General features: G+C 29.8%; 17 protein-coding genes. 12 read left to right on the top strand and 5 right to left on the bottom strand.

Annotation, left to right across the window (positions count from 1 at the left end):
* The first annotated feature begins 117 nt into the window (after positions 1-117).
* From ACX6CF_RS25285 to ACX6CF_RS25250, 8 genes are all read left to right on the top strand, one after another.
* Positions 118-1,506 carry an ABC transporter substrate-binding protein gene (locus tag ACX6CF_RS25285; RefSeq protein ID WP_458788162.1) on the top strand — a complete coding sequence of 463 codons (1,389 nt, stop codon included), beginning with the start codon at positions 118-120 and terminating at the stop codon, positions 1,504-1,506.
* A gap of 76 nt (positions 1,507-1,582) precedes the next feature.
* Positions 1,583-2,488 carry a carbohydrate ABC transporter permease gene (locus tag ACX6CF_RS25280; RefSeq protein ID WP_458788161.1) on the top strand — a complete coding sequence of 302 codons (906 nt, stop codon included), beginning with the start codon at positions 1,583-1,585 and terminating at the stop codon, positions 2,486-2,488.
* Positions 2,489-2,502: 14 nt separating this feature from the next.
* A complete protein-coding gene (locus ACX6CF_RS25275; RefSeq protein WP_458788160.1) occupies positions 2,503-3,339 on the top strand; it encodes a carbohydrate ABC transporter permease in 837 nt (278 codons plus the stop codon).
* A gap of 11 nt (positions 3,340-3,350) precedes the next feature.
* Positions 3,351-4,661, top strand: a complete 1,311-nt coding sequence (locus ACX6CF_RS25270; protein ID WP_458788163.1) for an alpha-L-fucosidase — start codon at positions 3,351-3,353, stop codon at positions 4,659-4,661.
* A 127-nt stretch (positions 4,662-4,788) separates the two neighbouring features.
* On the top strand, positions 4,789-6,564 hold the full coding sequence (locus ACX6CF_RS25265) for a sensor histidine kinase (RefSeq protein WP_458788159.1): 1,776 nt from the start codon (positions 4,789-4,791) through the stop codon (positions 6,562-6,564).
* The gene (locus tag ACX6CF_RS25260) at positions 6,557-8,110 is read left to right on the top strand and encodes a response regulator (RefSeq protein WP_458788158.1); all 1,554 of its coding nucleotides are present in this window, start codon (positions 6,557-6,559) and stop codon (positions 8,108-8,110) included. Before ACX6CF_RS25265 ends, ACX6CF_RS25260 begins: the two co-directional genes overlap by 8 nt.
* A gap of 42 nt (positions 8,111-8,152) precedes the next feature.
* Positions 8,153-9,451 carry an ABC transporter substrate-binding protein gene (locus ACX6CF_RS25255; protein ID WP_458788157.1) on the top strand — a complete coding sequence of 433 codons (1,299 nt, stop codon included), beginning with the start codon at positions 8,153-8,155 and terminating at the stop codon, positions 9,449-9,451.
* A gap of 231 nt (positions 9,452-9,682) precedes the next feature.
* The gene (locus ACX6CF_RS25250) at positions 9,683-13,276 is read left to right on the top strand and encodes a glycoside hydrolase family 98 domain-containing protein (RefSeq protein WP_458788156.1); all 3,594 of its coding nucleotides are present in this window, start codon (positions 9,683-9,685) and stop codon (positions 13,274-13,276) included.
* 109 nt (positions 13,277-13,385) lie between these two features.
* On the opposite strand, the gene ACX6CF_RS25245 is transcribed toward ACX6CF_RS25250, so the two are convergent.
* Genes ACX6CF_RS25245 through ACX6CF_RS25235 form a run of 3 tightly spaced genes read right to left on the bottom strand, consistent with a single transcriptional unit; the run spans position 13,386 to position 15,268 of the window.
* The gene (locus ACX6CF_RS25245; RefSeq protein WP_458788155.1) at positions 13,386-14,060 is read right to left on the bottom strand and encodes a hypothetical protein; all 675 of its coding nucleotides are present in this window, start codon (positions 14,058-14,060) and stop codon (positions 13,386-13,388) included.
* Positions 14,053-14,898 carry an ATP-binding cassette domain-containing protein gene (locus ACX6CF_RS25240; RefSeq protein WP_458788154.1) on the bottom strand — a complete coding sequence of 282 codons (846 nt, stop codon included), beginning with the start codon at positions 14,896-14,898 and terminating at the stop codon, positions 14,053-14,055. Before ACX6CF_RS25240 ends, ACX6CF_RS25245 begins: the two co-directional genes overlap by 8 nt.
* Positions 14,891-15,268 (bottom strand): GntR family transcriptional regulator, encoded by a 378-nt coding sequence (locus tag ACX6CF_RS25235; protein WP_458788153.1) that lies wholly within the window; start codon positions 15,266-15,268, stop codon positions 14,891-14,893. The genes ACX6CF_RS25240 and ACX6CF_RS25235 overlap by 8 nt, the downstream gene beginning before the upstream one ends.
* A 183-nt stretch (positions 15,269-15,451) precedes the next feature.
* Between ACX6CF_RS25235 and ACX6CF_RS25230 the strand changes: the two genes are divergently transcribed.
* Positions 15,452-15,859: an arsenate reductase ArsC gene (locus ACX6CF_RS25230; protein WP_458788152.1), complete on the top strand. Its 408-nt coding sequence runs from the start codon at positions 15,452-15,454 to the stop codon at positions 15,857-15,859.
* A 61-nt stretch (positions 15,860-15,920) separates the two neighbouring features.
* Here the strand turns inward: ACX6CF_RS25230 and ACX6CF_RS25225 are convergent, their stop codons facing one another.
* Entirely contained in the window at positions 15,921-16,262 is a 342-nt protein-coding gene (locus ACX6CF_RS25225; RefSeq protein WP_458788151.1) for a helix-turn-helix domain-containing protein, read from the bottom strand.
* Positions 16,263-16,614: 352 nt separating this feature from the next.
* On the opposite strand from ACX6CF_RS25225, the gene ACX6CF_RS25220 reads away from it, so the two are divergent.
* Positions 16,615-18,600: a methyl-accepting chemotaxis protein gene (locus ACX6CF_RS25220; protein ID WP_458788150.1), complete on the top strand. Its 1,986-nt coding sequence runs from the start codon at positions 16,615-16,617 to the stop codon at positions 18,598-18,600.
* Positions 18,601-18,701: 101 nt separating this feature from the next.
* Here ACX6CF_RS25220 and ACX6CF_RS25215 read toward each other — a convergent pair whose 3' ends face one another.
* Positions 18,702-19,031 (bottom strand): helix-turn-helix domain-containing protein, encoded by a 330-nt coding sequence (locus ACX6CF_RS25215; protein WP_458788149.1) that lies wholly within the window; start codon positions 19,029-19,031, stop codon positions 18,702-18,704.
* A 126-nt stretch (positions 19,032-19,157) separates the two neighbouring features.
* Here ACX6CF_RS25215 and ACX6CF_RS25210 point away from each other — a divergent pair, with 126 nt between their 5' ends.
* Together ACX6CF_RS25210 and ACX6CF_RS25205 are read left to right on the top strand one after the other, a co-directional pair.
* Positions 19,158-19,334, top strand: coding sequence for a hypothetical protein (locus ACX6CF_RS25210; protein WP_458788148.1), 177 nt, complete (start codon positions 19,158-19,160; stop codon positions 19,332-19,334).
* A gap of 167 nt (positions 19,335-19,501) precedes the next feature.
* On the top strand, positions 19,502-20,326 hold the full coding sequence (locus tag ACX6CF_RS25205) for an alpha/beta hydrolase (protein ID WP_458788147.1): 825 nt from the start codon (positions 19,502-19,504) through the stop codon (positions 20,324-20,326).
* Positions 20,327-20,409: the final 83 nt, after the last annotated feature.

Genomic DNA, 20,409 nt, shown 5'->3' with positions numbered 1-20,409 from the left:
AAGTGGTGGTTGCTGACTTAAAAGTCAATAAACCAGTAGTTTTTTATATTAACTATACTCTCAATCATTGATATTCTTATTAACGTAGATAATAAAAGATAATTGGGAGGAAAGAACATGAGAAATATTAAAAAATTATTAGCAGTTGTACTAACGATATGTGTAGTATTAAGTTTCACAGCTTGTTCTAAAGACTCAAGTAATACATCAAAAACAGAAGATTCATCAAAACAAAGTACTACAGACGAAAGCAAAGAAAAAGAGCAGGAGTCAGAAAAAGACTTACCAGAAATAACTTTCTATCATGGCTATTTTCAAGATGATTGGCAGCCAGCAGTAGAAATGAGAAAGATATATGATGAATTTGCTAAGCTTCATAAAGATGAATTTATATTCAAACCAATAGCAATGGAATCAGGCGGTGAAGGAGTATATAACAAATGTACTCAAGAAATAGCAGCGGGGAAAGTACCTGATATTGTTGATTTAGGCGGATATAATGTTATTCCGGCAGCATCACAAGCTGATTTGATAGTTGATCTCAAACCATATATTGATGAAGATCAAGAATTCAAAAAAGGTATTGGAATCAATTACCAACAAAATAATATGGATGGGAAAATATATACAGTACGTGACCAATTAGAAACTATGGGATTTTGGTACAATGAAGACCTATTCAATAAAGCAGGAGCTGATACACCTGATAAATGGAAAACATGGGATGATTTTGCGAAAGCAGTAGATAAGTTAGTAGAATCTGACCAAGTTGAGACTCCATTTACATTATCACAAGGATGGACAACTAACATATTATTTACAGGTCTTATGATGGGAAGCCAAGAAGGAAGAGATATGTTAGCTGAAAATGTAAAAGATTTTAATAATCAAGCTTTCAAACAAGCACTTACATTCCTAAAAGAAAATGCTCTTGACCAAGTAACGTCAGAATATTTTGTTGCAGGAGATTCTGATAAGTATAGAGAGGATTTTTTCACTGGAAAAGCAGCTATGTTATTTAATGGAGTATGGGAATCAGGAAGTTTCGTAGGAGATAATGTAACTATAGATGTAAACTACATCAAACCAGCGGTTTTCCCAACTTATGAAGACAATCAAAATGCAGCGATAATGTCTGCATCACCAGGTTACATTATAGCTAAAAATCAAGATAAGCCTAAAATTGATGCTTGTATAAAATTCGTAAAATATATGACAAGTAAAGAAGTTGCGGATAAGATTTTCTCTAAAGTAATGGCTATGCCACCAAGTACAGTGGTTGATTACAAGACGCTTGAACATGAGAGCCAAGAAAATTATGTAGTGTCTAATTTAGCTTTTGCTTGTGAGCTTGCAGCTAATTCAAAATATCAAATAGCATCACTTGGTGTTGACTGGGGTCAAGATATATCAGATGCAATTGACGGAAAGTATGCAGGATTAAAAGGTGGCTCAAAAACTGCTGAAGATATAATATCTGAATTAAATAAACTATTAGATGAATAATTAATTACTGTGAGGATAGTTCTTACTATCTTCACAGTAAAATATTATAAAAATATAAGAAAGAGAGTACAAAACAATGAAAACCAGAAATAAAAAATATGCTTTTATAATATTGTTTTTATTGCCCAGTGTACTATTATTCGGAATCATATATGCTTATCCTTTGGTGAACATATTTATTACTTCTTTCCAGAAATGGAATTATAAAAACATTACCAATCCAACTTTCTTAGGGTTTTCACATATGTTTGATAACTATATTAGACTATTCACCAAAGATTATTATTTTATGACATCACTTCTTAATTCGCTTAAATGGATGGTATTAGCTTTAATTATACAAGTTCCATTAGCGATAATAGTTGCTTTGGTATTATCTAATAAACCAAGAGGCTGGAAATTTACAAGGAATGCTTTTATAATTCCAAATATTATTTCATCTGCGGCAATAGGACTTATTTTTCTTAATCTGTATGATCCTGCTCGTGGCGCTATTACTGAGATTGTAAAATTCTTCAATCCAAGTAGTAATATTAATATTCTTGCTAACGAAAAAATGGCTTTTTGGGGTGTATCATTTTCTTTTGTATTATTCGCAGGTACTTCTGCATTGCTTTTATTAGCACAGATATTTGCTATACCAAAACCATTATTTGAATCAGCTAAGATAGATGGAGCTAATCAGTTACAGACTATCATATATATAACGCTTCCTTTAGTTAAAAATGCAATAGGTACTATATCTATTCTGGCAGCCAATTACGGTCTTTTAATATATAATGAGATAGCTCTAATAACTGCTGGAGGACCTGATAGGGCAACTTACAGTATCAGTTTTTTTATTGAACGAACCGCACTTGGAAGCAGTAAACTTAATTTTGCTCTTGCTAATACAGCAGGTGTCATTCAATTGATATTAGGATTGATATTGGTAGGGTTAATAACCAAAGTGTTCAATACAGGAAAATCTTATAATGATTAGAGGTGCAAAATTCAATGGAAAAAATAAAACAAAGAAGTAATTTATCATCACTTACTAAAGTAATTTCTTATCTGGTAATTATTATAGTATTAATCATCTCAATATATCCGATACTGTGGGTTTTCATATCTTCTTTTAAACAGACACCTGGAGGACTTGGATTACCAGATGAATTAGTCTTTGATGGTTATATTACTATTTTTACTAAATTAAATATCGGTACATATTTTCTTAATAGTATACTGATTACTGTTGGTTCTACTATAATAAGTGTAATAATCATTTCAATGGCAGCTTACGTATCAGCAAGAATTGATTTCAAGGGACGATCAATAATTACTGCTATGTTTGCTTCTACTTTATTTATTCCTTCAATAGCCATTAGTTTTCCTATATACAGATTAATTAATAAATTAAACTTATATGATACAAGAATGGGGTTGACTTTTATATATTCGGGACTTGGTATAGCGGTAACATTTTTTATAATAAGAAGCTATTTTCTGACCATTCCTAAGGAAATGGAAGAAGCTGCATATATTGATGGATGTAGTTATACAAAAACTTTCATGAACATAATTGTTCCAATAGCTAAGCCTGGACTATCTACAGCAGGGATTCTAGTTTTTCTAAATAACTGGAATGAATTTTATTATGCAAGCATTCTATTACAGAGTAAATCAAAAATGACAATACCAGCTTTGCTAGGACAATTCAAAACGGCTTACTCACAGAATCTTAATGGTATGTTTTCTGCGATAATAGTGGCTGTATTACCAACTATAATCATATTCAGCTTAACTTCAGAAATGTTTGTGAAGAGTCTAACAGCAGGAGCAGTGAAAGGATAGGAGATATAATGATTAATAAAATAATAGAAGATAGAACGAAAAGAACAAAGTGGTTTCTTAACGATAGGTTTGGTCTATTCATGCACTGGGGATTATATTCTATTCATGGAAAAGGTGAATGGTATCCAAGTGACAAACAAGTATCTATTGATAACTATAGAAAATATTTTGAAGAATTTAATCCTATAAGATTTGATGCTGAGAAATGGGCTAAAATGGCTAAACAAGCAGGTATGAAATATGCGGTTTTAACTGCCAAGCATCATGATGGATTCTGCCTCTTTGACAGTAAATATACTGATTTCAAGGTAACTAATACGCCTTTTAAAAGAGATATTGTTAGAGAATATGTTGAGGCATTTAGAAAAGAAGGCTTAAAGGTAGGATTATATTATTCTTTATTAGACTGGCATCATCCAGATTATCCAGCTTATGGAGATATGTATCATCCAGATAGAGCTAATGAAAAACGTAAAAATGATAAACCTGAATTTGATGAATATTTGGATTATATGCATAATCAAATAGAAGAACTAGCAACTGATTATGGTAAAATAGATATTATGTGGTTTGATTTCTCTTATGAAGGTCATATAGGTGATGACTGGAGAGGTAAAGAATTGATAAAAATGGTTAGATCTCATCAGCCTAATATAATTTTGAATGGACGTATTGAAGGAAGCGGAGAAAGTTATGGATCAATAATGACGGATGACCCTTCTGAGTATGCTGGAGATTTTGCATGTCCTGAGATGATAATACCTCCTAGGGGACTTACAACTGAATCAGGAAGAGAAATACCTTGGGAAGCATGTTTTACACTTAATAATAACTGGGCATACTGTCCTAACGATCAAATGTACAAATCTTCAGCACAGATTATTAAGAAAATAGTTGAATGCACAAGCAAAGGAGGAAATCTGTTGCTTAATCTATCTCCAACAGCAAAAGGTGATTTCCCAAAAAAACAGAAGGATATATTACGAGAAGTTGGTAACTGGATGAAAATAAATTCGGAGAGTATATATGGATGTGGAAAAAGTGAATTTTCGAAACCAGAGTGGGGAAGATATACTCAAAAAGGTAATAAATTATATGCACATATCATGGAAGAACCTATCGGTGCTCTATGCCTTGAAGGTGTAGACAAAGATAGAGTCAAAAAAGCAAGAAGGATATTAGATGGATTTGAAATGATAGCAATGACTCCTTGGGTAGCGAAAGAATTCTCAAATGATCTGTTCCTTAATTATGGGGAACCTGAATGGATGACGTTTACTTTTGAACCATCAGTAGATACAGTAATCGAAATAGATTTATAGTCAAACAATTGTTGCAATGTACAGAGGTTGCAATAATTAAATATACTCATAAGTTTGCATTGAAACTGAATGAAGTATATAATATATATCAAAAAATATGGAAAAATGTAGTATAATAGGTGATGAAATGAAAAAATATAAAAATAGAAAAACAAGTTTAAGAAAAAAGATTGTTACATTCACAACTACAGCAATTATTTTTTCTGTGTTTTTTTGTATAATAATCTTTTACATTTCAACCTATAATACTCTTTCTAAATATATTGTTAACGACATAGAGTATTTCTTGAAAAAGACAACTGATGAACTTGGAAACAAAACTATATTAGTAGAAGATATGCTCCAGAAAATAAGAGATAATAAAGTAATATCGGAATATCTATATGATGTGACTGAGGAAACAAATATAGATACTCAATATGATAGTATAGTAGATAACCTTAAACAGTGTGTTAACATATATTCTAATCAGAATAATAACATGAGAAAACCATTTGTAGAATTGGTTTATTTATTTGATCGAGAAGGAAATTTCTACAAAGATTTATATTACGATAAAATAAAGCAGGATATTTTTGAAATAGATCATGAGTATCAAAGCATTTATGATGAATTCATGGGAAATAACCAAGATGTTCAATTTTTTCGGGATGATAAGCATTACATAATTGCTTTTACAGTATACTCTGAATATATGGATAACATAGGAACTGTATTTTTTTCCATAAATATAAGTTCTGTAGAAGAAGTAATGACTGAGATGGATATATATGATGATTCGGTCTGGTGTGTTACTGATAAGTACGATAATATTGTTACAGCATCCAGTAACGATTTTCAAAAATACCAGTATGACTTATTAGATTCAAGAATTATAGATGAGCATACTTACATAGAAGAAATTAACACTACACCTTATATCATGTATTCTGATAAGCTTAGTATGGGGCTTAATTGTATAGGTGGCGTTCCTAAAAATATTATTCACAAATTAATGATAGAGTCTATAAGAATTCCAATAATTGTACTAGCAATTATATCAATTATATTAATTATCATAGTTTCTCTTGCAATTTACCATCTTACAAAACCCCTCAAGACAGTAACAGATAAGATAAGAAATGTTGGAGAAGGAAATTTTGAGGAGAAATTACCAGAATATAATAGTCTTGAATTTTCTGAGATAAGTTTGGTATTCAATAAAATGACACAAAAGATTAATTATCTAATAAAAGATGTATACCAAAAAAAATTATTGATTATGGAGAAAGATTTTAAATTCTTACAATCTCAGATGAATCCACATTTTATGTTTAATGTCTTGAACACGATTGCATTTAAGGCACAAATAGATGGAAACATAGAAATATACAAAATGATTAATTCTTTTGCTAATCTATCACAGGCAACCATTAATCGTAAAAATGAAGACAAAATAACTATAGAAGAAGAATTATCATATATTAATTACTATCTATATCTACAGAAAAGCAGATATGGTGATAAATTGAAATATAGCATTAATTATGATGATGAAGAATTATTAAATTATTACATACCTAAATTAGCTATTCAAGTTATGGTTGAAAATGCTGTAATACATGGAATAGAAAAGAAAATTCATAGTGGAAAAGTAGAAGTGAACATTACTTCTATGGAGAAAGATATTATAATTGAGGTTAATGATGATGGTAATGGTTTTGATAATAGTGATGGTGTAATAATTCCTCCTATCACTATGGAATCAAGTGATAAAAAGCATAATGGAATCGGAATCAATAATACACATGCAATAATCAAATATTTCTATGGTGAAGATTACGGTATTGAGATAGTTACTAATAAGGAAGGTACAACTGTAAATATTAAGATACCATTTGATAGGGGAGATGAATGTGTTTAAGGTAATTATTGCGGATGATGAACCAATGGTGCGTATGGCACTGGTTAGTCTTATAAATTGGGATAAACTAGACTGTAAATTAATCTACGAAGCAGTTGATGGGAATGATTTATTTAATAGTATTAATAGATACAAACCAGATATAATAATATCTGATATTAAAATGCCTGGTAGAGACGGTGTTGAAATCTCCAAGTACATATATGAAAATAAATTGACCATAAAAGTCATACTATTTACTGCATATGCTGATTTCTCATATGCTAAATCAGCGATTAAGTACGATGTTGTAGATTATGTGATAAAAACTGGTTCAGTAGACAATATAATAAAGGCTGTGGAAAAAGCAAAGGAAATAATTAATAAGGATAATGTGGTCGATACATTAACTTCAAAGGAAAAATTCATCAAGTCTATGATTGATGAATCAATATATGAAGAAGATGAAATAACAAGAACCATTACTGATTTACAATTGAATTTTGGAGAATATATAGTACTTAATGTAGTTTTTGAGTTCGATGAAACTTATTATAATAAATCACCAAAAGACATCAATATGAGTCTGTACAATTTTTTTTCTATGGGATTTGATAAACAGAAAAACTATATAATTAACTTTAACAAAAATACATTTGTAATAATTGTGTATGACCTTAATAAAGATACATATTTTCATAAAATAAAAAGAACATGTTATGAAATACTTAACATAGTAACAAGTTTTATGAAAGTCAACCTTAAGATAGGTGTAAGTAAAATATCTACCCATATAAAGAATATAAAAGAGACCTATGAACAAGCCAATAATGCACTATCCCAGGGATTCTTAGATAAAGATAACAAATTATATTTTTACATAACTGATATAAAACAAGTTGATTATTCATTAATAAAAGAAAATGATAAATTACTAGATTCATTATGTCACCAAGTGCAGAAAGGCAATGTAGATGAAGCTATAAAATTACTACAAGAATTGTTTGAATTACAGATGAACATTGATTTTTCTGAAAAACAAATAAAAAGTAGCGGATTATTAGTAGAGAATAAATGCAGTGCTTTTCTAGCAGAACATGATGTTACTCTAATGGAAGTAACTAAGAATACTGTAGAATATTACGGTTTATTGATAAATTGTAAGTTCTTTGATAAGTATTGTAAGTTGCTTGAAAACATTGTATCGTCTACGGCTAAATACATAGATTCATACAGAAGAAATACAGATATAATCATTATGGATTGCAATAAATATATTGATGATAATTACTGTCGTGACATATCACTTAATGAAATTGCTAAGATGCTTAATGTAAGTAATAGTTATCTAAGCAGACTATACAGAGAAAAAACAGGAAATACAATACTAAATATAATAAATACAAAACGGATAGAGAAGGCAAAAGAATGTCTTGAAAAAACAGATATGAGAATATATGAAGTCGCTAATGCAATAGGTATTGAAGATCCAACATATTTTTCCCATTTTTTTAAAAGATATACAAAATGTTCACCAAAAGAATATAAATTAAAATTCAATAAATAACTTGAATTATTACTTAAATCTTTAATTGGGGGCTTTCTGAATATGAAAAAATTATTAATATTCATATTGATAATCATAATATCCACATCAGGATGTAGTAATAAAATTGAAGATAAAAATAAAACAGCGATTTTATTAATGCATGGATGGGATGGAGTCGGCAAAGATCATGTTGCAATGAGAAATATTTTCAATGATTTCGAGAAAGAAAATGAAGAAATCAGATTTGTTGTTAATTCTTGTCCTTATTCAGATATTATAGTTGAAAAGGCTAATGACATGTTAGCGGTTGACAAGATGCCTGATATTATTTTTACAAGTGGTATTTCCAGTTTTTTAACTTATGCTAAGAAAAAAAATAAAGCATTAGATTTGATGCCTTATATTAATAATGATGAAGAGCTAAGAAATAATATTCATCCTCAGATACTTAATATGTGGGCTGAAGATGGAAAAATATATACAATACCGGATGTATTAGAGATAATCGGGTATTGGTATAATGAAGAAATATTCAGGAAAGCTAAGATTACAGATAATGATACTGTTAACGGTGAAGTTGTAGTTCCTAAGACTTGGGAAGAATTTTGGGACGCTTGTGATAAAATAAAGGATTATAACAAAGAAAATAACACAGACATTGAACTATTTGAATTGAATGATCATTTCTCTGTCGGTACATTTCTAGGAGCTAGAGTTGCAGGATATGATTCCTATGGAACTGATTTCATGAATGTCATTCATCCAAGCAATTTTAATGTAGAACCATTTGTAAATAGTATTATAGACATCAAAAAGCTGAAAGAATTAAACATAGGTATACTTACTGGTAATATTAATGATTCAAGATATAATTTTGAAATGGGTAATAGTGCAATATATATTAATGGGGTGTGGGACAGTATACAGTTAGAAGACTGTAAAATCAAAGATAATATAAGATATGCCACTTTTCCAGGATATGATGGTAACACTATTTCATTTGTTTCTGCTTCTTCTGGATATGTAGTCAGTAATGATCAGAGTAAAGATAAAATAGATGCTTGTGTTGGTTTTATAAAATATATGATGAGTGAAGACACACAGCTTAGAATAGCTCTTGAAACTAAACAGGCATCCCAAAATCCTAATATAGATACGGATATATTACAAAGCAAGGCACCTTTACTTGGTAAGGCAATGCAAGTTTCTAATAATGCAGTTATCAAGTTGCAGTCTATTGAGACTTTGTGGAATATAAAAGTCCTAAAAGTTATAAGCAATAATCTAAAAGATGTAATAGAGGATAATATATCTGTAGAAGAATTTGTACAAGAAATAAATAGGGTAACTAATCAATAAATATATATAAAATTGTTGCGAAAAATTTACTATATATTTCAAAATATAAAGAAATTACAATTAATTATTGGATTAAATTTAAAATAGTAAACTAAAATCAATAAAATGTTAAATAAGTATATTTGATTAAGTAATTATATATGGTATATTGTAGAAGAAATTAAATATATAATATCTTTTTAGCTAAAAAAGTTATATGGGAATTTCAATATATTATAAGGAGAAGTCAACGTGAAAAAAATATTAGGAAAACTAATCTGTATACTTTATGGAGTTATATTTATTTGTTTTAATCTCAATGTTTTTGCAGCTAATGATTACAATATATTGGAAGTACAAAACATGACAGTTTGGAAAAACTATGCTCTTGATGGTAATGTCACTCTTCATGGAGGTGATAAAAATACTGATAGACCGGCAAGTATGGCTAATAATGGTATAATTGTTGATTCTAATCAAGTTACTTCCTTCGAAGATTATGCAGAATTAGGGAGTACATCTTCACCAGCAACTTCGGATGGAGAACAATTACCACCAAATGTAGTAGATCGTGATAAGTATTATCTTGAATTAGAGTTAGATAATCCTGCTGTTATTGAAAAAATTAGGTTATATAGGTATTGGGGTCATGACTTAAGATATCATGATACAGTAATATTAGCATCTGAAGATACAATTTTTAACGAACAAGACGTAGTATTTAATGCTGATGAAAACAATATATATGGTTATGGAAATGGAACTGAAAATGATTATGTTGAATCATTAAATGGAAAAGAATTTATTATTGAACCTAGAACAGTTAAATACATAAGAGTTTATTCAAGTGGGAAATCGGGTCATAATTATGATTATAATAATATACCTAACATAGGTGGTCAAACTTGGCCTTATGGATTACATTGTGTGGAAATAGAAGCGTATGGAAAAGATCAGTCTCCTGCACAACCATTATATAATGCTGATAACTATTTAGATATTCCTACGTTTACAGCTGAGGGCAAGAATGAAGGAGAGGTTACACACCCTGATATAATTAAATTTGGTAGTCCTTGGAATGGATATTTATATTGGATGGCAGTAACCCCTAACCAGACAGGTAATTCACAATTTGAAAATCCATGTATTGTAGCTTCAAATGATGGACTTAATTGGGTAGTTCCAGAAGATATTAATAATCCTCTAACAGGTATAGAAGAAGAACCTTTACCTTATCATAACTGTGATGTGGATCTAATCTATGATGATGATTCTGATTCGCTTTTTGTATACTATGTTCGTTCAAAAGATGATAAACCATATGGAACATCAGGTTTTATACCATCAGAAATTAAATTGATAAGGGTTAGTAAATCCATGGACGGTTTTAATATAACAATACCAGAAACAGTGGTAGTATCTGAAATGCGTTATGATGTATTATCTCCATCAATAGTTAAAAGATCAAATAATGAGTGGTATATGTGGTGTGTTGATACAAGAGATACAGGATACTGTAATCAGACTAATCATGTAGATTACAGAACATCAACTGACGGGATTAATTGGTCAGAGCCTCAATCATTGGAAGGAACTTTTGTACAAAGAGGTTATCAACCATGGCATATAGATGTAGAATACATAGCTGAAAAAGATGAGTATCATGCAGTATTTCCAGCGTATCAAGATGGAGGAACCTCTGCACATACTAAATTGTTTTTTGCAAAATCCACAGATGGTATTATTTGGACCAATTATGAAACCCCTTTGCTTACTGTTAAATCTGGCAGTTGGGACAGTGATTTCATATACAGAGCCTCTTTTATAGTGGAAAACAATATTATGAAAGTATGGTACTCAGCAGGGACAGGTAATAATACTGATGGATGGAGAATCGGGTATTGTGAAAATGATATTGATAGTATGATTAATGAACTTGGTAAATCATATCAAGGTCCAGTGAAACCTGAGGATCTTAGAATGACTATTAACAATGAAAATCCTTTGTTTTTACATCACTTATATAGAGTGATATCTAATGCAGAAGGGTTAAATGGCCCACTACAAGGTGGTAATAGTATTCAAGGTTTTTGGAATTCCATAATTAATGAAGACCCTAATGGAAATTCATTAAGAGAAGACTTAAGAGATAATCAAGGAATAATTATTCATGCATCTGGTAATGTTAAGGCTAATCAAGAAACACTTAACTGGTATGAAGAAACTTTTACCAAAACACTTATGAATACACCAAATGACTTAACAGATGACATTCCATTTTTCATCATGGTCTCTAATTCTGGGACATCCGGTGGTGGTGTTTATGAACCTCCTTCAATTGAATGGACTAATAGAATGTATGAAGAATATCCTAATATGATGGGAGTATTTTTCTCGGAAAATCATAATGCGACAAGCAGTTGGGAAAGAGAAGCTCGTTCATTATATATGGCAAAACAGCTTGAAGCGGCAGCACTTAATGGTGGCTATGTGATTTATTCAGATATGAATGATAACAATGACTATATTCAGAGCGTAATTAATAATGAAACCTTATATAATACCCTATTAGAAAATAAAGATAATTTTGTATTAATAGCCAAGACTACTTCAGCATGGGACCCAGATGATTATAATTCAGATGAAAGTGTTGTACAAGGAGTATGGTTAGCAGATGCAGCCGGTAATTGGGGTTCCCTTATTGATTCATGGATGTGGTTTATTGAAGGATTTGGACCATTATATGGAGATGAAACATTCTCAGTTATGGGTGGTGTCGAAGAATGTCGTTCACCAGTTACATTCCCTGAATTACTATATCCAATGCGTATGATTCAACAGGCTAGAGTAGGAGGTACTGTCTTTACATTTGAACATCCTTATTATTCAACAAGTGTTAAGGATCAGTTCACACCTACTTTCACAGATGCTATAGCAAAAGCAATGGAGTATATGGTGGATTATCCTATTCCAACTAGGGAAGAAATTATTCAAAAAACAAAAGTTGCGTATTTCGCAGGAAATGATTCACTAAGAAGTTTAACTTCTATTAATTTGAATCCTCTTGATTTCTTATATGGTGATGATAATTATAATGGATATAATTATACTACTATGTTAACATATAAAACTGGTAGATATGGAACAATGCCTACTATTCCTAAGCTAGCAAGTAGTGAGATTTTCAACAAGTTTGATGATGTCATTGATTATGATTATGTAGTTGATACTCTAAGAAATGGTACAGGAATAATTGATTATTTCAATAGCAGATACTCTGAATTCTATACAGGTGATGCATATGTTTCTAATCTAAACAATATTTTTTATGCATATAATAACAATTGGAATATTGACAGTAGAAAAGACAATGAGCTGGATTCTAAACAAAATGCATCATTCAATGTACAAAACGCATATGATGCAGAGATAGAAGTTTCTCCTTATTCATACTTTGTAATAGATACTACTGATTTATTACATATTAACGTTAATCATAATAACTTTTTAGTAGATAAGAATGATATATGGGAGAATTATATTGTAAGCGGACCTGGTGAAACGGATCATTGGGATTCTGATCATGATACAGAGATGGATGATTATCTCCTTAATGAATATATCCCAGATAATGTTAGACAAGATGATAGGTATAGAACAAGTAAGTTAGTATTATCAGGGATGAACAGTAGACCAACTATTAGAGTTATTGAAGGAATGACTAATGCTGATGGATCAAAACAATATAGTGATATTACGGAAGAATGGAATGAAACAGAAAAAGAATTCACTATAACTATATCATCTAATGGATGGGTAGATTTTGTAATTGATATAACTGATTAATAAAATAGAATTTGATAATTAATTAAGAAAAAGGGCTGGTGGAATTATCCTACAGCCCTTATTACATTGATGGATACATATTATCGTAAATGAATCATATATAGCGAAATTATTTTTTGCTCATGTGATACAAAGTCGATGTGTACAGCAATCCAGCAAGAAGAATATCACAAATAAATTGTAAAATAAAACTTGGATTAAGGGTTGTAGCTCTGAAAAAAACAATTAATGTCTGTCTAAGTGGAGCAATAGGAGTGAATACACTAATGATTGCAACCAAAACAACATCTGCTACCCAGCCAATCCACATATTTTGATATAACACAAGGGTGTGAATAAATATACTTAATAATATGTAAAAACCAGTTTGGTATATAAAACATGCAAAAACACCAGAGTTAGTCCAGCCAAATGCCGGTAAATAAGATATTTCAAGACTTTTACCCCAAATCACTGGTTCAAGAATATAGTAAAATAAAATGTTGATAATTGCAACAAATACGGCTAGAACCACATAATTAATTATACAGCCTTTAAAGAAATCAAGTTTTTTAGCACCAATGTTAATTAGTTTTTTGTAATATTTCAAAATAATAAAAACAGGAGCTAGAATATTAATAAGAGCAAATAAATTTCCCATGGAGAGATTATCACTTTGACTACCAATCAGATTTTCAATTATTAAATCAATAATAGTTGTTAGGACTACAATTATGGTAATTATATATGTCTGTTTACATGCATATTTAAAATTGAATTTAGCAACTTTTGTAGCTTTAGTCATTGATTTCACCTCCTATTAAATTAGCAAAGAAATCTTGTAAACCTTCATTACTTATTTGTATTTTCTCAGTTTCTTTTATTCTGGTATCATAGATATTTACTGTCTTGAACTTTCCTATTTCATGTACATTAATAATATTTTTACCTTTTACAGCCTCATCAACATCTGAAGCCATTCCTGTTACACTATAGCATTTATCTTGCAAATCAATAATATCTGTTCTCAATAATAATTTACCTTGATTTATAATAATTATCTCTTCTGCAATCTTAGCTATTTCATCAATAAGATGAGTAGATACGATAATTATTTTGGGATGTTTAGCAATACTTTCTTCTAATAAAGAGTAGAATTTGTTTCTCATGATGACATCAAAACCGAGTACCGGTTCATCAAATAATACAATCTTATTAGTACTGGCAAGACCGATAATAGTATTTACCATGGTTCTCATACCAAATGAAAGCTTTTTGAACTTTTTATTTGGATCAAGGTTGAATTTTTTTATCATTTCATCAGCAAATTCTGTATCAAAACCATCTTGGAAATCTGCTGCTAAGCTAATCAAATCTTTTATCTTCAGATTAACATGGTTCTCTCTTTCTTCTACAAAACAGACAATCTCTGGCATATATAGTTTATTCACTTTAGAGCCATTAACTAATATTTCACCTTCTGTTGCTTGAGTTAGTCCTGAGATGGTTTTTAGAAAAGTAGTTTTCCCAGCTCCATTTTCTCCTAGTAAACAGTAGATTTTATTTTCTTTAATTTCTAGACTAATATTATCTAGTGCTTTTGCTTTTCCGTATTTTTTAGATAAATAATTGAACTCAATCATTCCAATCCTCCTCAATCATTTTTATGACATCAATTTTAGAAATGTCAAGTTTTTTACATTCCTGAATTAATTTTTTCAAAGTATCTGCTTGTAGTGATATTCTTCTCTTTTCCATAATTATACTTTTGGCCTCCTTAGATACATACATTCCCATACCCCGACGTTTATATATAATACCTTGTTCGGTCAGAATGTTGACACCTTTTATCGCTGTTGCTGGGTTGATCTTTAATAATTTGGATAATTGTGTGGTAGATATAATAGCTTTATCAACCTCATAAGTCCCATCTAAAATATTATCTTCTAGTATTTTTGCTATTTGCGAAAAGATGGGTATACTACTATTTGGATTAATGTTAATAATTATCACCTGCTTTATCTAAATGGTTAGTTGGTTAACTAATTAACCATATAATATCATTTGAATCGTTTGTTGTCAATGAAGTTTGTAAAAATTATTAAAATTAATTATAGATAAAAAAATATTCGTTTGATAATGAAATTATGATATTATATGAATATATTCAAATATAATAATATGGAGGTAACTAAGATGAAATATAAAGTTGCATTTGTATGTGTTCATAATTCATGTAGAAGCCAGATGGCGGAAGGATGGGCTAAAGAATTAGCGAATGAAGTGTTTGATGTTTACTCAGCAGGAACAGAAAATTATTCAGAGGTAAAACCAAAGGCTGTGCAAGTCATGGAGGAAGTTGGAGTAGATATGAGTTCTCATAAACCAAAATTGCTTTGTGATATTCCAAATGATATAGATATTTTGATTAAAATGGGATGTAATGTTACATGCCCTTATTTACCTAATAAACATACAGAAGATTGGGGTCTTGATGATCCATCAGGTGGTGGACTAGAGGATTTTAGAAATACAAGAGATCTAATAAAGATAAAAGTAGAAGAATTAGTAAAACGAGTTGTGGATGGAGAATTATCTTTATAATAAGTTTTATCCCCTAAATATGGATTTATGAGAATTACTTATTTAGGGGATGTAATGACACTTAAAAAGATTTACATTGTTGTAGAAATTCAATGTATGCAATGATGTGGTTAAGAAATTCAGGCGATTTATCTGATAAAGAGCCTATGATTTGTTCTGTTAATGCATTTGATGTAGGGCTAGATGATGTAATTAATAATTGATTTGGTGTTATTTCTAGAACTGAGCAGATTTTCATGATTGTTTCTAAAGAAGCTGTTGTATTACCTCTTTCGATGTTTCCAATATACTGTATGGAAAGACCTGTCGACCCAGCCAACTTTTCTTGAGTTAATTCTTTTTTTAATCTATATTGTTTAATATTTTTTCCTAAAAGGTTTAAATTAACGATTTTATTATTCATTAATAAAACGCACCTCCTTCCATATTTATAGGATATGATAAATTTCGAATTTTAATAAGCATCCATTAAGAGTAATTGCTCTTTATAGATTGCTTTTTTTATGGTATAATAAGTTAATTGCTCCAAATAGTTTATATTTTAATCTTTGTAGTTGTTATTTTGCTTATATTTTTAAGAAATTACTCATTATACAAAAATAAAGTAGTGCATTAATATTTTTATTTGATATTATTATATCTATATATTGCAATTATACAATATTGTTAACAGAATATAAAGTGATTTAATGAAAATATATTTGATATGTAAGGTGGTTCAAATAACTTTTAATATACAACAAAGGAGGAACGAAATGTTTAAAAGTATTAAATTCAAATTAATGGCTTATTTCACTATAATTATAATTGTGATAAGCGGCGGTGTGGGAATTATGGCATGTGTGTCATCAATAAACGCACTACATAAAACAGTAGACAATGAATTAATTGAGTTAGCTAGAGGGTATAGTAGCTATATAGAATCAGAGATCAGTATAGCAAAAGCAACAATGAATGGAATAGCTAATAGGAATGTAATCAAATCATTTGATTGGAATGAACAAAAAAAAGCTATTTGTGATGAAGTTGATAAAAACAAGATATTTGCAGGAATGTTTATTGTAGATAAGAATGGTATGGCACATTTTACTAATGGCAAAACTGCAAGTGTTAACGATAGGACATATTTTAAAGAAGCAATGAAAGGGAATACATATTTTAGTGATTTGATTTTTAGTGATATCATGGGAGGCGTTGAATTTTTTGTAGCTTCTCCAATTAAGAATAATGGAATAGAGGGAGTTGTTGTTGGTTTTGTAAAACCACAATATCTTAGTAACTCCATAAACGATATAATACTCAATACTAGTGGAGGAGCTTTTATTGTTGATGCAAAAGGAAACACAATAGCTCATAGCAATATGGATATAGTTTTAAAACAAGAAAATATATTAAACGATGAGATAGATGATTCAAAAGAATTGGCTAAAGTTATTGGGAATATGATATCAGGAGAAGCTGATACGGATGAATATGTATATGAAGGAAATACATATTACTGCGGATATCATCCTATAGGAGAAACAGGTTGGAGTATAGCTGTAAAAGCATTAAAAGGTGATTTGCTGGCTGATGTAATAAATCTTAGAAGAAATCTTATATGTATGATTATCATAGCATTGATAATTGCTATAGGGTTAGTGTATTTTATTGGTAATCTATTTTCAAAACCTATAATACTAGCAACTAAACATGCTGTAACCATGTCCAAATTAGACTTGACGAAAAAAGTACCAGATAAATTTTTAAAAAGAACTGATGAAATTGGTGATTTGGCTAGAGCTTTTAATGTTATAACTGAGAATGTAAAAGCTATAATGAAAGACATACAAGAGTATGCTTTGGACCTTGAAGATTCTTCTATAAAATTATCTGATGCCATAAATGAAAATACAGCTACATCTGAAGAAATATCAAAAGCAGTTGAAGTTATAGCAGATGGAGTAACTATGCAAGCAAGACAATCAGATAGTGTAGTAAGGGAATTATCGCAACTTGGTAATCTTATAATTGAATCTCAAGAATTAGCTCAAGAAGTTAATTCAGGAACCAATCAAGTAAAAGATGTTAATATTAAAGGTAGAAAAATAATAGAAAAATTGAAAAAAGAATTTGAATCAAATATTGAAGTGACCAATAAAGTCAATAGTAATACTGTTGAGTTGGCAGATCAGTCAAAATCAATAGAGAATATCTTAGTAGCAATCTCTAATATTGCTAATCAAACTAATCTATTAGCATTAAATGCAACTATAGAAGCTGCTAGAGCAGGTGAAGAAGGAAAAGGTTTTGCTGTTGTTGCAGAAGAAATAAGTAAGTTAGCAGATGATACGAAAGAAGCAACTGAAGATATTTCAAAAATACTTAATAAGATGACTAATGAAATTGAAATTACTAATAATAACATGAATGAAGCAGGAGAGATTGTTGGTAATGTAGATAGATACTTAGATAAAACTGTTTCAACTTATGATATAATTGAAAATTCAACTAAAACAGTGATAGATTTATTCAAGGAACTTAACAAAGCACTTCTCCAAATAAGTGAAAATAAAGATAAGTCATTTTCTTTTGTTGAAGAAATTTCAGGTATAATTCAAGAATCAGCAGCATCCACAGAAGAAGTGAATGCGTCAGTTGAAGAACAAACAGCATCAATGGAAGAAATAGCTAAGTCTAGTGAAAGACTAGCGGATATTGCAATTACTATGGAAAAACTCTCTGAGAAATTTACCATATAAAATATATAGCAATAAATAAAGACATAGTTTCAACATAGTAATTTACAAATTAAATTTTGTTTTTACCCTTAATTCTTGGTGTTAAGAATTAAGGGTCTTTTTTAATATCCTAAAGCTTTAATATAATTTTTAATGATCTCTTCCAAACAGTGAAGTTCGTTTCCATTTAGTTTGGATAGTGATTTGGATATATTATTAGTATCTTTTTCATTAGTAATACCTAACAACAAATAATCTGTACTAACATTTAAAGCTTTGGCTACTTTTATTATACTTTCAGCACGAAGATTTTTTCTGCCTGTTTCAACAGTTGAAAAAAATTGGTGGCTTAGATTTGATTTTTCTGCGGCTTGTTCTTGGGTATATCCAAGTTGTTTTCTTCTAATCATTATACGATGACCTATTGTTTCAGATAGGATTTCTTCATTCATAACAAACACCTCTTTTATATTATAAGCCTATAATAGAATTTTATCTATTATAGGCTTATTTTATAATAGCCTTTAGTTGCAAAAATTCTACTAAAGATATAAAATAATGTATAAGAGGTGATATTGATGGATCGATCAAATAATAAAGTCAACCTAGAAAAACTTAATAATTTACGTAAAACTCTTGATAATAACAATTATGGACATAATAATAAATTGGAAGAAGTATTAAAAATCAGTAAGGAGTTGGATGATTACATATTAATGATTCAAAACAGATTGAGAAATGATAAAAGTAAATAAGTTGCAAGTCACTCAAAATACAAAGAAGAGGTGATAGTAAAAATATAGTACCAATGTATTATTTTGAATGGTATAATATATGATAATAATAATTTTAAATAATGTATTAAAATTTATTATTGTGAAGATATATATGACTAGGATAAACATTAAAGGAGCTTACTTACATGATAAATAAAACTATGGAACTATGGGAAAAAGAAGAATACAAAAGTAAGAACAATGATTTCGTACCAACTCTTGATACATATATTTTAGATGGGAATAAGAAAAGAGGAACTGTTCTAATATGTCCTGGTGGAGGATATGCATTCACTTCGGAAAGGGAAGCAGAACCTATAGCATTAAAATTTAATGGGGCAGGGTTTCATGCTTTTATTTTACATTATAGTGTAGCGCCCAATAGACATCCACAACCATTATTAGATGTATCAAGAGCTATGTGTATAATAAGAGAGAATTCAGAAAAATGGAATATACATACTGATAAAATAGCAGTATGCGGTTTCTCAGCAGGAGGTCATTTAGTAGCAAGTCTTGGAGTACATTGGGATAAAGATTATATAAATAATGCTAGTGGTATAATAAAAGGGCAAAATTATCCCAATGCCCTAATACTTAATTATCCTGTAATTACTTCTGGGGAATTAGCTCATAGAGGTTCTTTTGATAATCTATTAGGAAAAGAACCAAGTGAAGAATTATTGTATGAAATGTCTTTGGAGAATCAGGTTAACAAGAATACTCCTCCAACATTTTTATGGCATACCGTAGAAGATGAGGGTGTTCCTATGGAAAACAGTTTATTATTTGCTCAAGCTTTACGTAAAAATGATATTCCATTTGAACTTCATCTATATCCTCAAGGACCTCATGGTTTATCTCTTGCAACTGAAGAAACAAGAAGTGAAGGTATGAATAATTATCCTCATGTTGCTACATGGATAAAACTATGTATAGAATGGTTAATGTCTGTTTTTGATAATGAGTAATGAATTAAGCATCATATAGTATTTGTTGAAAAACTATTATAGATTTTGTTAGATTAACCCTGAAAGTGTATCTCGAGATACAC

The sequence above is a fragment of the Vallitalea sediminicola genome (assembly GCF_054408565.1).
Note: the sequence above shows the minus strand (reverse complement) of the source record. Positions and strands in the feature narration are given on the sequence as shown.